16 protein-coding genes are annotated in these 14714 nt (G+C 39.1%); 8 read left to right on the forward strand and 8 right to left on the reverse strand.

All coding sequences use genetic code 11. The features are described 5' to 3' along the window. The first annotated feature begins 98 nt into the window (after nucleotides 1–98). From FCR2A7T_RS04200 to FCR2A7T_RS04215, 4 genes are all read left to right on the forward strand, one after another. Nucleotides 99–665: an L-threonylcarbamoyladenylate synthase gene (locus FCR2A7T_RS04200; RefSeq protein ID WP_023570040.1), complete on the forward strand. Its 567-nt coding sequence runs from the start codon at nucleotides 99–101 to the stop codon at nucleotides 663–665. Between the two features lie 97 nt (nucleotides 666–762). After that, on the forward strand, nucleotides 763–2184 hold the full coding sequence (locus FCR2A7T_RS04205; RefSeq protein WP_023570041.1) for a CCA tRNA nucleotidyltransferase: 1422 nt from the start codon (nucleotides 763–765) through the stop codon (nucleotides 2182–2184). 54 nt (nucleotides 2185–2238) lie between these two features. Further along, nucleotides 2239–2598 (forward strand): four helix bundle protein, encoded by a 360-nt coding sequence (locus tag FCR2A7T_RS04210; RefSeq protein ID WP_035117306.1) that lies wholly within the window; start codon nucleotides 2239–2241, stop codon nucleotides 2596–2598. A gap of 75 nt (nucleotides 2599–2673) precedes the next feature. Continuing rightward, on the forward strand, nucleotides 2674–3696 hold the full coding sequence (locus FCR2A7T_RS04215; RefSeq protein ID WP_023570043.1) for a COX15/CtaA family protein: 1023 nt from the start codon (nucleotides 2674–2676) through the stop codon (nucleotides 3694–3696). A gap of 64 nt (nucleotides 3697–3760) precedes the next feature. Here FCR2A7T_RS04215 and FCR2A7T_RS04220 read toward each other — a convergent pair whose 3' ends face one another. The 8 genes from FCR2A7T_RS04220 to FCR2A7T_RS04255 form a co-directional block, all read right to left on the reverse strand. After that, a complete protein-coding gene (locus tag FCR2A7T_RS04220; protein WP_023570044.1) occupies nucleotides 3761–4513 on the reverse strand; it encodes a LytR/AlgR family response regulator transcription factor in 753 nt (250 codons plus the stop codon). A gap of 60 nt (nucleotides 4514–4573) precedes the next feature. Next, nucleotides 4574–6064, reverse strand: coding sequence for an ArnT family glycosyltransferase (locus tag FCR2A7T_RS04225; protein ID WP_023570045.1), 1491 nt, complete (start codon nucleotides 6062–6064; stop codon nucleotides 4574–4576). Between the two features lie 124 nt (nucleotides 6065–6188). Then, entirely contained in the window at nucleotides 6189–6506 is a 318-nt protein-coding gene (locus FCR2A7T_RS04230) for a 2TM domain-containing protein (RefSeq protein ID WP_023570046.1), read from the reverse strand. Between the two features lie 8 nt (nucleotides 6507–6514). After that, nucleotides 6515–6820 carry a 2TM domain-containing protein gene (locus tag FCR2A7T_RS04235; RefSeq protein ID WP_023570047.1) on the reverse strand — a complete coding sequence of 102 codons (306 nt, stop codon included), beginning with the start codon at nucleotides 6818–6820 and terminating at the stop codon, nucleotides 6515–6517. A 2-nt stretch (nucleotides 6821–6822) separates the two neighbouring features. Further along, complete coding sequence (locus FCR2A7T_RS04240) at nucleotides 6823–7149, reverse strand: 2TM domain-containing protein (protein WP_023570048.1); 327 nt, start codon at nucleotides 7147–7149, stop codon at nucleotides 6823–6825. A gap of 2 nt (nucleotides 7150–7151) precedes the next feature. Next, nucleotides 7152–8489: a histidine kinase gene (locus tag FCR2A7T_RS04245; protein WP_023570049.1), complete on the reverse strand. Its 1338-nt coding sequence runs from the start codon at nucleotides 8487–8489 to the stop codon at nucleotides 7152–7154. Nucleotides 8490–8544: 55 nt separating this feature from the next. Beyond that, complete coding sequence (locus tag FCR2A7T_RS04250; RefSeq protein ID WP_023570050.1) at nucleotides 8545–9174, reverse strand: hypothetical protein; 630 nt, start codon at nucleotides 9172–9174, stop codon at nucleotides 8545–8547. Between the two features lie 207 nt (nucleotides 9175–9381). Further along, on the reverse strand, nucleotides 9382–11535 hold the full coding sequence (locus FCR2A7T_RS04255; protein WP_023570052.1) for a TonB-dependent receptor: 2154 nt from the start codon (nucleotides 11533–11535) through the stop codon (nucleotides 9382–9384). A gap of 583 nt (nucleotides 11536–12118) precedes the next feature. Between FCR2A7T_RS04255 and FCR2A7T_RS04260 the strand changes: the two genes are divergently transcribed. From FCR2A7T_RS04260 to FCR2A7T_RS04275, 4 genes are all read left to right on the forward strand, one after another. Beyond that, on the forward strand, nucleotides 12119–12469 hold the full coding sequence (locus tag FCR2A7T_RS04260) for a helix-turn-helix domain-containing protein (RefSeq protein ID WP_023570053.1): 351 nt from the start codon (nucleotides 12119–12121) through the stop codon (nucleotides 12467–12469). A 44-nt stretch (nucleotides 12470–12513) separates the two neighbouring features. Further along, on the forward strand, nucleotides 12514–12972 hold the full coding sequence (locus FCR2A7T_RS04265; protein WP_023570054.1) for a YciI family protein: 459 nt from the start codon (nucleotides 12514–12516) through the stop codon (nucleotides 12970–12972). A 3-nt stretch (nucleotides 12973–12975) separates the two neighbouring features. Next, nucleotides 12976–13323 carry an MmcQ/YjbR family DNA-binding protein gene (locus FCR2A7T_RS04270; RefSeq protein WP_023570055.1) on the forward strand — a complete coding sequence of 116 codons (348 nt, stop codon included), beginning with the start codon at nucleotides 12976–12978 and terminating at the stop codon, nucleotides 13321–13323. A gap of 109 nt (nucleotides 13324–13432) precedes the next feature. Then, a complete protein-coding gene (locus FCR2A7T_RS04275) occupies nucleotides 13433–14713 on the forward strand; it encodes a chloride channel protein (RefSeq protein ID WP_023570056.1) in 1281 nt (426 codons plus the stop codon). Nucleotide 14714: the final 1 nt, after the last annotated feature.

The following is a 14714-nucleotide window of genomic DNA, read 5'->3' on the forward strand; positions in this document are numbered from 1 at the left end:
AAGTCATTCTTCACAACGAATTATTCCTTGTATTTTTAGTCATTTTTAGAAAGGTAAGCCCCAAATGTTAATTATATTTGCAGTTAAATTATGTGATTATGGACATCAATACCGAAGTACACAACGCCTACGAAGTCATCAAAAACGGCGGCATCATTCTTTACCCTACCGACACCGTTTGGGGCATTGGCTGTGATGCAACCAATCCAGAAGCCATAAAAAAAATTTACGCTCTGAAGCAACGCGAAGAAAGTAAAAGCATGATTGTTTTGATGAATGGCGAAAAAATGATGTATACCGTTTTTAAAGACATTCCCGAAGTAGCTTGGCAAATTCTGGATTTATCTGAAAAACCAACCACTTTAATTCTTGACAATCCCAGAAATGTGGCTCCGAATATTATCGCAGAAGACAAAACTTTAGGCGTACGAATCGTAAAAGAACCGTTTTGTTTCAAGTTGATGGAACGCATGAAAAAACCATTGGTTTCCACTTCGGCAAATATTTCCGGGATGTTTACACCAAAATCTTTCAAAGAAATCAGTCCCGAAATTTTAAAAGGTGTGGACTATGTGGTAAATTTGCACCACGATAAAATTTGCGACAAACCTTCGACCATCATTAAATTAACAAGTGACAGTCAGGTTAAAGTGATTCGTAAATAATACTACTTGTCATTCTGAGCCTGTCGAAGAATCTCATAATTTGAACTATAAAATGAGATTTCTCCTTACGTTGGAATGACAAAACTGAACCTTTGAAATGAATTACAAAGACGCATTACAAGATAAAATATTTAAAATAATCGCTCAGGCAGCCAACGAACTTAACGTGGAAAGCTACGTTATCGGTGGATTTGTCCGTGATTTGATTTTAAAACGCGATCATAAAAAAGACATTGATATTGTAGCCGTTGGCAGCGGTATCGAACTGGCGTTAAAAGTATCCGAACTCATTCCGAGCAAACCAAAAGTTCAGGTTTTTAAAAACTACGGAACGGCGATGTTGCGCTATAACGATATGGATATTGAATTCGTTGGAGCGAGAAAAGAAAGCTACAACCACGACAGCCGTAATCCGATTGTGGAAGACGGAACACTGGAAGACGATCAAAACCGTCGTGATTTCACCATTAATGCGTTGGCTCTTTCGCTGAATGAAAGTACGTTTGGCGAACTTGTAGATCCTTTCAACGGCTTGGCCGATATGGAAAACAAAACCATCAAAACGCCTTTAAATCCGGATATTACTTATTCTGATGATCCGTTGCGCATGATGCGCGCCATTCGTTTTGCTTCCCAGTTGAATTTTGAAATCGAAGCCGAATCGTTAGCTTCCATCACCAAAAACAAAGACCGAATCGGCATTATTTCAGGAGAACGCATTGTTGATGAACTGAATAAAATTCTGATGTCGGATGTTCCTTCCGTTGGATTTTTACTGTTATACCAAACCGGATTGTTGGACATTATTCTTCCGGAACTTACCGCTTTAAATCAGGTAGAAGAGATTGAAGGGCATACGCATAAAAACAATTTTTACCATACGTTAGAAGTGGTGGATAATATTTGTCCGAATACCGATGATGTATGGTTACGCTGGTCGGCTTTATTACACGACATCGGGAAAGCGCCCACAAAAAAATACAACAAAAAACAAGGCTGGACGTTTCACGGGCATGAGTTTTTAGGCGGAAAAATGGCAAAGAAAATTTTCGAACGTTTGCATATGCCACTAAACCAAAAACTGAAATTCGTTCAGAAAATGGTCATGATGAGTTCGCGACCAATTGTACTGGCTCAGGACATTGTAACCGATTCTGCCGTAAGACGTTTGGTGTTTGATGCCGGTGAAGATGTGGAAAGTTTAATGACCTTATGTGAAGCCGACATCACGACCAAAAATCCGAAGAAATTCCAGAAATACCATCACAATTTCAAGATTGTGCGCGAGAAAATTGTGGAAGTGGAAGAACGCGACAAAGTTCGTGTGTTCCAACCGCCTATTTCCGGAGAAGAAATCATGGAATTATTCGACTTGAAACCATCAAGAGAAATTGGTGTTTTGAAAGAAGCAGTGAAAGAAGCGATTCTGGAAGGCGAAATTCCGAATGAATATCAGGCCGCTTATGATTTCGTATTAATGAAAGCCGAAAAAATGGGTCTTAAGAAAGTAGCAAAGTAGCAAAGTTACAAAGTGGGAAAGTTATAGAGTGATAGATTTAGATAATTTAAAAAAATGAAAACATTCAGAGATTTGTTGATTTGGCAAAAGGCAATGGCTTTAGTAACTCATACTTATTCTGTTACAACAAATTTCCCAAAAGAGGAACAATTTGGTTTAACTTCTCAAATCAGAAGATGTTCCGTGTCTATTCCAAGTAATGTTGCTGAAGGATTTGGAAGAGGAACCAATAAAGATTATTATCGCTTTTTAACCATATCGATAGGTTCATTATTTGAATTTCAAACGCAAATTGAAATTGCTTATAATTTAAAATACATTTCGGAAACAGAATTCAATACAATATTCGAAAACAGTCGAGCATTAGAAAGAATGCTTAGTTCATTCATGAATAAGATAAAAGTAACTTTGTAACTTAGAAACTAAGCTACTTTGAAACTTTGTAACTCAGCAACTTTGTAACTCAGCAACTCTGAAACTCTAAAAAAAATGAAAAAAGAAGACAAATCCGTAATTATCTGGTTGTTATCCGGTTGTGCATTATTATTCATCATGGTGATGGTTGGCGGGATTACCCGATTAACCAACTCCGGTTTATCGATGACCGATTGGCATTTAATTACCGATACATTTCCGCCGCTAACGGAAGAAAAATGGGAGCATGCTTTTGAAGAATACAAGAAGTTTCCGGAGTATCAGCAAATCAATATTCATAACGATTTCGGTTTAAGCGATTATAAATTCATTTATTTCTGGGAATGGTTCCACCGTTTCATCGGACGTATCATCGGAATGGTTTTCATAATTCCGTTCGTGTATTTCTTAATCAAAAAACGTTTATCATCGGAAACCATCAAAAAATGCATTGTACTTTTGGGAATGGGTGCCTTTCAGGGATTCCTGGGTTGGTTCATGGTAAAAAGTGGTTTGATTGACAATCCGGACGTGAGTCATTTCCGTTTGTCGTTGCACTTAACGTTTGCCTTCATCACTTTCGCCTACACACTTTGGGTGGCACTGGATTTAATTTACCCGAACAAAATTGAAGTTATAAAACCTTTACGCACCATTGCCCGAATTGCTTTGGTTGTACTTATCATACAAATTATTTACGGCGGATTTGTGGCCGGTTTGAACGCCGGTTTGGTTCACAACCATTGGCCGTTAATGAGTGACGGTCAGTTTTTCCACGAAAGCATTGCCTTGGAAAAAGATTCGTGGTTATTACGTCTTACGGAAGGAAAAAGCGGCGTGCAGTTCGTACACCGAACGATGGCCTATGTAGTGGTTGGTTTGATGTTGTATTTGTATTTCCGCAGTAAAAAATATGTACTGAACACCACTCAGAAAAAAGGATTAACAACCTTGGTTGCGATTGTTTTCGTTCAGTTTGCATTGGGCGTTTTCACGCTGTTATTCCATGTTCCGCTTTGGTTGGGACTGGCGCATCAGTTGGTGGCTTTTGTGTTGTTATCAACGATGGTGTTTACCTTACATCGCCTTAGTAAATAAAACTTTATATAAATTAGTGCTCAAAAGACAATCGGATTTTTACCGTCTTTTGAGCACTATTTTTTTACCCCAACCATTCTTTAAAATCGTTAACACGTTCCCTTGCTACGATAACTTCATCGTCATTATAGGTCGGTAAAATGACTTTCAATCGGGAATTACTGTACAGTTGGATTTCCTTAATTGCCTTTGTGGCCACAATGAATTTCCGGCTGACGCGATAAAAATCTTTCGGATCCAATTCGGTTTCAAGCAGTTCTAAAGTACCGTCTAATAAATAATCGCGATTGTCGAGCGTATGCAGATAGGTACCTTTATTTTCACTGTAAAAACATTCCACCTCATCGACATTAATCAGTTTTAACTGTTGTCCGATTTTTACGGTGAAGCGTTTTTTGTAATTCTTATCAATTGGATTGACCAGCATTTTCTTAATCATTTCGAAATCCAACGACAGGTTTTGCGGTTGGTTTCGTTCTTTGAATTTGTTGACAGCAACTTCCAAATCGTCTTCATCAATTGGTTTCAGAAGATAATCAATACTGTTAAGTTTGAAAGCACGCAGCGCATATTCGTCGTACGCTGTGGTAAAAATAACGGCGCTTTTGATGTCTATTTTTTCAAAAATTTCAAACGACAATCCGTCCGACAATTGTATATCGAGAAAAATCAAATCAGGATGCGGATTGTTCTGAAACCAATCCAATGATTCTTCTACCGAATGCAACATGGTATTGATGTTCAGTCCTAATTTTTCGACTTTCCGTTGCAATAAACGTGCAGCGGGTTTTTCGTCTTCTATAATAATGATGTTCATTTTCTTTGAAAGGTGCTAAGAAGCTTAGGTTCTGCGGTACTAAGTTCCAACTTTATTTTTTTATTCAAAAACATATTTTTCCAATCCGGGCCAGAGTTGCTTTAGTTTTACTCTTGGTTTTCGGCAAACGTAAATCGGAATATTATTCTCTTCGTCAATGGCATATTTATGCGTTACCATTTTAACAAGTGTGTGTTCTTCAAAAAACTCATAAACCACATCTTTTTCATTTCCGACACTTATAAAAACTTCTCCTTCATGCTCGCCCGGGCCCCATGTCCAGAAACTGCCGTGACGACAAACCGGATCCGGTAAACCGTATTTTTCTCCTAATATTTTTACAGCTCCCGCTTCGCCGTAATTCTCTGCCAGAATAATGCATTTGTTCTTTTCAGCTTTTGGCAATGTTCGATACAGACTATCCACTAATTTCACCTGTTCGTCCCATCCGAACATATCAGCGTAATCTCCCGTCAGGATAATTCTTCCGTCTTTTTCAGGTTGCAGTTTGTTGTACGCTACAAATTCATCAATTGGTAAAATCGGAGTTGCCATCGGAATAAAGAAAATCGTCGGCACAAATAAAACGGCTGCCACTACATAATTCCAAACAGGTTTTCGTTCCAGTAACTTTTCAACTTTCACTGCCCCAAAAGCGAACAGCATCGGATAAATAGCAAAGAAATAATAGGCTTTTGACTGTAAGAACCACATTGTAAAAAAGATAACCAAAACGGCTACGCCAATACTTTTGTATTTTTTTAATTCCTTATCTAAGAAACAGGCCGACAATCCGATAAGGCTGATAATTAATGTAAACGGCATTTTCAGTTGTTCCAGCGCAAAATCGTAGGCCCCGATTTCATCTAGCTGACTTTCTTTTAATTGCTGCATATGCATCAAAAGCGGAAAATGATGCTGGTATTGCCAGATGATATTCGGTAAAACGATTATGAATGCAATACTTCCGGAGAGGTAAATCCATTTGCTTCGGAATACTTTTCCTTTCTCAAAAAACAACAACCCTATGGCGATTCCCAATCCCCAAACTACAAAAGTGTATTTGTTCAGGAGTCCGATTCCCGCTGTAATTCCGAGATAAATAAGAAATTTTATGTTTTCCGTATTCAGATAGCGAACAAGGAAATAAAACCCTAATGTCCAGAAAAACTGATCGAAAGCCACGGGTTGAAAAAGTGTATGGTTCCGAAAGAAAGGAATAAAAGCCAAAACTGAAATTCCCGCCAATAAAATTGCGTTTTTCTTTCCACCGAGTTCTTTGGCAATCATACAACACAGTACCAGAATTGCAATACCCGCTAATGTTGGAAACAATCGCACACCCGAAAGCGAATACCCAAATAAAAAATGTACCAACTTCCCTACAACCGCTATAAATGGTGGGAATTCCATATACCCCCAATCCAAATGCTCGCTTACGGACAAATGCAGTAATTCATCCCGATGAAAACCATAATTGCGGTTCGCAACAAGATGAATTAGTAATTTTACAAACGATAATGCAATGATAATCGGAAAGTATTTCTTCATTTATTTTGGAGTTACTTAGGTTCTGAGGCGCTAAAGTACTGAGATTTGTTTTTCTTCTTAGGTATGTTTCTGATTTTCGCAATCTGATTTCTGCCTTCTGCAATCTGCAATCTGACCACTGAAATCACTCCCATTTCTCCTGTTTGTCTTTGTTCATCAACTCTTTTATTTTCTTCTCTTCCCATTCTTTCCCAAAGATTAAATGGTGTCCGAACACACTCACGCCATGCGCCAGCAAACCGATTCCCCAGAAAAAGGCCGTAAAAAAGTTTTCAAACTGAAAATAGCTTTCTCCGGGATCTAAATTGCTGATATTTAAAAAAACAATCATAATATTCACCAGAATGTAAGCAACCAGATGGGAATAAAATCCTTTCAGTCGTTTCACCCTTCGTTGGGCATACTGATAGCGTTCTTCAAAGTTGTTCTCGAAATGATCCATAACAACGATTATTTAAATTGATTTTTACGACGTTCCTCCTCTTCCATAAACTCTTTCATTTTTCGCTCTTCCCAGTCTTTCCCTAAAAAAGGCATGCGATTAAAAACGCGTAATCCGTGAAAAAGCACTCCGATTCCCCATCCCAGCATCGGCCAGTAAAACCATAAATGTTCCGGCGACGTTAATAAATTAACGATCATCAAAAACACATTCACCACAATGTAAGCCGTCAGGTTTCCGTAAAATCCTTTCACTTCCTGCACTCTCTTTTTAGCTAAGTTATAGCGTTCCTCTTCTGTATAATTTCGTTCCATGATTATTGCCAATTTTGATGGTTTGATTCCGAATTTAAAATCTTATTCATTTGTCGGTCTTCCCAATTTTTACCCAACACAATTTCTTTCATAAATAATTTAAGTCCCTGAACAACTAAAACCACTGTCCAGCACAACATAAAAAACCAGTTTATAAATTCAAGCGGTGGAAAATTAAGCGGTACATTACAGTATTTCTTCAAAATAAAAACCGTCATTCCGATGGCATACATAAACAAATGCTTAAAAAAACGTTTGATTTGATGAACCCGTCTGGCCGCTATTGCTTCCAGTTCCATCTGCTGATAATTTGTTGTATTGCTTCTCATCCCTATTTCCAGTTTTGCTTTTCGTTGTCTTTATTCAGAATCTCTCTCATTTTGCGTTCTTCCCAGCGCGAACCGTAGCCAAAAATTCCAAATCCGTGCATAATTAATCCCATTCCCCAACCCAATGTCGGAAACCAAAACCATTGGAATTTAGACGAAAACTGCAGATTGATAAAGATTAAAAACGGAATCACAACACAATACGAAATCAAGCTTCCGTAAAAACCACGAATGGCTTCCACTCTTTTCTTGGCATTATAATAAGCCGAATCGTCGTTATGATTAAAAGTTGCTTCCATAATTCCTACTTGTTTGGTTAATAACGGTAGTGCTACCGTAAATTCTTTTTCATTTTGTGTGATGCTGACTTTACGGTCGGTTAAAATGGCGTACCGACTGATGATGTTTTGCAATCCGACACCCTGACGGTCTTTCAGCACTTCTTTTTTCTGATAATCGTTTTGCACTATCAGGCAGTTATCGCGTTCAAAAATCCGGATATGTAACGGCTTCTTTTCGCTAACCACATTGTGTTTTACAGTGTTTTCCAATAACAACTGCAACGATAATGGAACCACTTTAGCTTCCGGATTGTTCACTTTTTCCGGCAATTCGTAGAAAATACTGTTCTCGAAACGCATTTTCAGCAAATTCATATAGGTTTTGGCAAAAGCAAGTTCTTCTTCAATACTCACCAGTTCCTTGTCGCGCTGTTCGAGAACATAGCGGTAAATTTTTGAAAGTGATGCCGTGAACTTCTGTGCATTTTCCGGATTTTCCTCAATCAGCGAACTCAATACATTCAAACTGTTGAACAAAAAATGCGGATCAATCTGATTCTTTAAACTCTCAAACTTCGCCGAAGCCGTTCCCGCAATAATTTTCTGTTGCTTCACCCTGTTCTCCTGATACGAACGGTAGAAATAGCCCAAATGAACAACAAGCGTAATAATAAATGTCACTATCGTTGCCACCACATAATTCCCCGCGTGTTCGTGAGCCAGAAAATCTTCTAAAGTGCTTTTGTTGATGACCACTTCTTCAAAAACCCGCAACAGGAAAATAATAAAAACGGAGGTAAAAAAAGAACTTATAAATCCGATGAGTAATCGTTTAAACGAAAACCGGTCATCGTTAAAAATGCGGTCTAAAAAAATGAACAATATCGAATTCGCCATATACAAACAAACCGAATACAATAACGTATACTGCAGGTTCATGAGCAATCGCCGATCCAGGTCAATGTTACCGCCGGTTATCCAGGTAATGAATAACAGCAGAAAAAAAACCATCAGCCCAATGGCAACCGAACGTAAAAAATGTTTCAGATATATATTCATTTTAGTAAGAGTAACTGAGTGACTAAGTAACTAAGTTGCTGAGTCACTTAAAGATTTATTTCCCGCAATTTTTTAAAGCTTCCTGTGCTCTGTCCAATCCCCAACTTGGGTGAAAAGCAGTTTCCGGTTTAAATTTAGCAAATAACCCTAAAGAACGCTCAATTTCCGCACACATTGGTTTGGTATCCGTACCCCAATATTTCGCGCCCCCAATTTCAAATTCAGCTTTAGAAAACACCACTCTTGGGTTTTCCGGTGCAATGGCTTGTGCTTTATAGTATTGTTCCATGGCTTTACTGGAATATTTCATACCGTTAGCCATAGGATCCTGAACAATCCACGCCGTATAAATCATCGCCTGTGCCACCATTAATTCGGCGTTATTCGGACTGATAGCCGTAGCATTGTCCAAAGCCTGTTGTGCTTTATCCAAATAAGCAGGTGCTTTCGATTTATCCTGCGATTTGAATACTTCAATCGTATTAATAAACGCTACATAATAATTAGGCAGCCAGTTTGTTTTTTCCACCGATGCAATTCTTTCAAAAATAGCAGTTGCTTCTGCCGTTTTACCTTCTTTCCACAATCCCATGGCTTTCCCCATTCCTTGTTCGTACTGTGATGGCGACTGCGCAAATGCCAATCCGCAGATAAAAAATACTAATGATGTGATAATTCTGATCATAATTTCTTTTTGTTTAATTTGTTTATTGATGATTAAAACTCTTTTAATTTATACGTCAAATGTAAGTCGGTTTCCCAATCCGTAAAACTTATCCTTACCGAACTGTCGAAATTTGAGGATGAATTGTTTTTTTAGTTGGTGAGTTTCTTAGTTTCTTAGCATTTAACCACTCAGCTACTCAGTCACTCAACTACTCAGAAACTCCAATTACAAATTCTCCAACTGATTCTTACTCTTATCCTGACTAATCGTCCAGAAGAACCCGATAAAAAAGAAACGGTCTGCCGGTTGTGTAATTGCCTGACGCTGAAATTGCCCTGCCAAATCCGGTGAATTCGCATACTGGTAGCCAAAAACATTATTATTCCCCAATACATTCGATACCGAAAAATACAAAATCTTTTGTTGCGAAAGCAAATACGCCCAACTCATACTCAAACTGTTATAGCTTTTGGTCTTCCCGTTCATAAAAGCGGTTTCGTTCGGATTGTCGTAAGGTCGTCCCGTAGCAAAACTATTGGTAACACTCAACTGCGATTTCCAATCGTTAATCCAGTATTTCCCCACTAAGGAAAGTGTGTGATTGGCCACAAAATTCGGCGTTACTTTCGCTTCATAGTTCTTATAATCGCGCTTGCTGTCGATAAACGAATAGGAAACCCAGTAATCCAGATTCTTAACCGATTTATTATCCCTCCAAAACACATCCAGTCCTTTTGCATAACCATAACCATTGTTGTTGTATTGGCTGTTAAACAATGGCATATTGCTGTCGTATTTCACCAAATCCTTGTAATCTTTAAAGAAAACTTCGGCACGCAGGGTTTTTCCGTTGGTTGCATACAGGTAATTTAAAATATAATGCGTTGTTTTTTCATAATTGAAATCGGAGTGGAATTTAAGATAATCCTGTTTCGGGTTCTGATGAAAATCGCCATAGGCAACCGACACCTGTCCGTTCTTACTCGTTTTATACGCCAATGAAACTCTCGGATCTACGGTACTTTTACCTAACAAATCGCTATTCATAGCTCTCACGCCCACTTTAGCCGCCAATTTCTTCGAGAAGAAAATATCCGTTTCCACAAATGCAGCTCCTATAGTGTTGCGATAGCCGTAAGTGAAATCCCCAAACGAATAGTCTTTATACGTTTCATCAAAATCGGTAATGAAATAATCCCCGCCGAAAGTCAGATTAATACGGTCCGAAAACTTCTTGGTCAGCTTCAGTTTCATATGCGACGCATTTTCGCGGTTGTTCAAATCGTTTACATCCAATCCGATTTTGTTCTGACTAAATCCGAAACTAATCCCCGTCTGAATGCTCCAGCCTGATCCAAAACTTCCTTTATAGGACGAATTCAGATAAAAATTATTGTTCTTCGTATCCACATTTAAAGGTGTTACCGAATTCACATCTTTCTGATTCAGATTAAACATCGCATAATCAAAAGCGGCATAAAACTTAAACAATCCGTTCTCAAAACTTCTTCTGAACACCGATTCGCCCGATAGCGATTGATACGGTTTTACCCAGTCGACATTCTGTTTAATCACCTTCTGATACGGTTCCAGGTTGATGTAAGAGGTATTAAACGTCAAGGAACTTTTCTTCCATTTCTGTGTATTACTTGCTCCTAAACCAACCGTCATAAAAGACAGGTTGGTTTGTTCCTGATCGGCTTCATTCGTGGTATTTAACAACAAAACGCTCGACAATGCATCGCCAAATTCTGCCGAATACCCTCCGGTGGAAAACGTCATACCGCTAAATAAGAACGGAGAGAAGCGTCCCCGAGTGGGTAAATTGTTCGCCGTAGCGCCATAAGGCTGTGCCACTCGAATTCCGTCCACATAGGTTTGGGTTTCGTCGGATTCCCCACCGCGCACGAACAACCTTCCGCTCTCGCCTACAATCTGTGCGCCCGGTAAAGTCTGCAATGCTCCGATAATATCCCCAGCCGCTCCAGCCGTGGTCACAATATCCAGTGGTTTCAACGCCGATACTTTCGAATTGTCGCCCGCCTTAAACGTTCCAGCCGAAATCACCACTGCATCTAATGTATTCACGCTTTCCCGCAACTTCAGAGTTTGTGGCTGATAGGTTTCAATCACAATTGCGGTGCGCTGGGTTTCAAAACTCAAATAAGTCACCACTAAAGTCTGATTCCCTTTTTCAGTTGTCGTAAAGGTAAAATCGCCTTTAGCATCGGAAGTCGTACCATCGTAAGCGCCTTCTATAAAAACGTTGGCGCCTTCAATCGGTCTTCCTTTATTATCGGTTACTTTTCCCGAAATCGTGGTTTGTGCCAAAAGGCTCATACTGTACAAGGCAACTAAAAATGTGAATACGGTTTTCATGCTGTTTTATTTTAACAGGACAAATTTGCATCAGAAAAACCACACTTTACAAAAAAGAATGCCGAATTGTTATTTTTTAAGGATGAACTGTTTTTTTGAAAGGGACTGAGGTACTATGGCGCTAAGAAACTAAGGTTTGCAATCGTCTACCGGATAATAATTAATGACTCATATTATTACTCCGTTAGTATAATTCTAAAAACGTTTTTGTCATTTCGACGAAGGAGAAATCCCATCATCAAAGACAAGTTTTCTTTTTAATTTTGAAAGGGACTAAGGTACTGTGGAGCTAAGAAACTAAGGTTTGCAATCGATTTCCGGATACTTTGTCTTCAAATTTCTTTGATCTGATAAAACTATCCTCTTTTTTGATAACATTATACTATTATTTGATACTATAGTTTTATTTATTGATAAACTTATTTTACTCATTGATAACATAATCCTTTATTTTGACAACATAATTCAATTATTTGATAATTACATCTTATTTTTTGATACCAAATTCTAATTTTTAAATAACTTATTTCTTACATTTGATAACTAAAAGCTAATTATAAACCACTAACATTCTATCCACACTATGTTATTCTTAAACTTACAACGCTTAACCAAACTCAAAGGCATCAACCGTCCGTTTTCCTATTTTATGTCGCTTGGCTATCCTCGTGGACTGGCTTCTAAAATGGCGCAAAGTCAGATGCAGACCTTCTCGGTGAAACGACTGGAAGAATTGTGCATTCACTTTAATTGCACGCCCAACGACCTCTTCGAATTTCGTCCGGATTCGAAAAACCCCTTACCCGAAACCCATCCGTTGCATGCCCTAAAACGCGACGACACCGCCGAAGAGGTCATCAACCTGCTGCACGACCTTCCGGTAGAAAAAATAAGAGCACTTGCCGCACTCCTAAAAAACGAAAACACCAAATAAATTGGGATTGTGTATATTTACACTACGCTAAATTCAGCAACATCATGAAAAAACTGTTCTATATCCTTTCATTTGTGATAGGCCTCAACACCCTTTCAGCGCAAAAAACCGAAACCGTTTACGACGAAAAGCTTGCGAAAACCTTAGGCGGTAACGACAACGGCATGAAAACTTATGTCTTCTGCCTGCTTAAAACCGGTTCCAACACTACCGCCACCAAAGAAGAAAAAACCAAGTATTTCGAGGGACACATGGCCAACATCAACCGTCTTGCCGAGGAAGGCAAACTAATCGTAGCCGGTCCGTTCATGAAAAACGACAAAAACTACCGCGGTATTTTCATCTTCAATGTTGCTACCGTGGAAGAAGCACAAGCGTTGGTAGAAACCGACCCAGCCGTGAAAGCCAAAATTTTTGAAGCCGAACTAACCCCGTGGTTTTGTAGCGCCGCTTTGATGGTGGTTCCGGAAACCCACAAAAAAATCACCAAACCTGCCCAGTAATTCATGAATATCGAAGCACTACAACAGCTCTGCAAATCCCTTCCCGCAGTAACCGAAGACATTAAATGGGAACATGATTTGTGTTTTTGCATCGGCGGAAAGATGTTTTGTGTGATCGGTTTGAATCAGACTCCAACTTCGGCTTCCTTTAAAGTTTTGGAAGAGGAATTCGACGAACTTTCCACCCGAAACGGATTCAAACCTGCACCTTATGTAGCCCGTTACAAATGGGTTTTAGCCGAAGACATCAACAATTTATCGCCCGCACAATGGCAGCACTATGTTACACAATCGTATACTTTAGTTAAAGACAAATTACCGGCGAAAGTCAGGAAAGAATTAAACATCTGATACCACAACGGAACCACAACAAATGAAAACTTTAACGTTTCAAAAAGAATTTTCCGTTTTTCAGTCGCTATTTTTGTACTTCACTTTTTGTCTGACTACCTGTTTTTCAATGAATACAACCACACATCTTCGCAAAAACCATAAACGAATAACGCTGCAAAAACTAAGTATTGTTTCCATCATTATTGGTTTTCTTTGCGCTTTTATGGCGGTTTGCTTAAAACACCTTACCGAACATTACGAAGCAATTTTATTTCACAAAGCAGCTACAAATTGGATTTTCTTCATCATTTTTCCAGTTTTCGGACTGTCGGTAATTTATTTCCTGAGGTATTATCTCTTCAAAAAGAAAGAAAACAAAGGCATTAAGGAGATTTTCGAAAGCACCGAATCGCCTACAAAGAAACTTCCGGTATACAAAATCCCTTCCCACTTTTTCAATGGCTTGTTAACGGTAGTTTTTGGAGGTTCTACTGGAATTGAAGTTTCTACCGTGGTTGCTTCAGCCGCTATCGGATCCGTGGCACAACAAAAAGAAAACGTTTTCAAGCGTCATAAAACCGAACTCATCTGCGCCGGAATTGCCGCCGGAATCACTGCGTTGTTTAACAGTCCCATTGCCGGGATTTTATTTGCATACGAAGTCATTTCCCGAAAAACCAGTAAAACTTTTGCCATAACCTCGGGTTTGGCTGTTGCCGTTGCTTATGCTTTCATCCTTATTTTAGATGAAAAACCGCTGTTTGAAGTTGGCGTTACTACCTGGCACCTGCACGCCTTTCCTTATTTCCTGTTATTGGGGGTATTGGCGGGAGCGAATTCAGTTTACCTGACCAAATGTGTGGTATACATTAAAGGTCGTTTTACCAAAATCGACAACCATGCAACCAAAATCATCATTGGTTCTGTCATCATAAGTGCTTCTTTACTGTTATTTCCGCAACTATACGGCGAAGGCTATCATGCGGTGAAAACCCTGTTTGTAAGTTCCGGATCGGTGGTGCTTACAACTTCTTTCGTGTTGACCATGATCGGAATTTTGTTTCTGAAACCCATTATCACCTCGATAACGTTAGCTTCCGGTGGCGATGGCGGTGTTTTTGCACCGAGTATGTTTATCGGAGCCTTTCTTGGTTTGCTGGTGGCGACAGTTTTAAATACCTTCTTTGATGCGAATGTGATTCCGCTCAACTTCATGATCATCGGAATGGCAGCCATGTTAAGCGCGAGCATTCACGCTCCGTTTACCGCGTTGTTCCTGATTTGCGGACTGATAAACGACTATACTTTATTCTTCCCAATATTAATCGTTTGTCTGGTTTCCAAAACCACCGCACAACTTATATATCCTTACACCGTTTACACCTATCAGCCAAAACCTGCAAACTAAT

Source organism: Flavobacterium cauense R2A-7 (assembly GCF_000498475.1).
Classification (GTDB): Bacteria; Bacteroidota; Bacteroidia; order Flavobacteriales; family Flavobacteriaceae; genus Flavobacterium; species Flavobacterium cauense.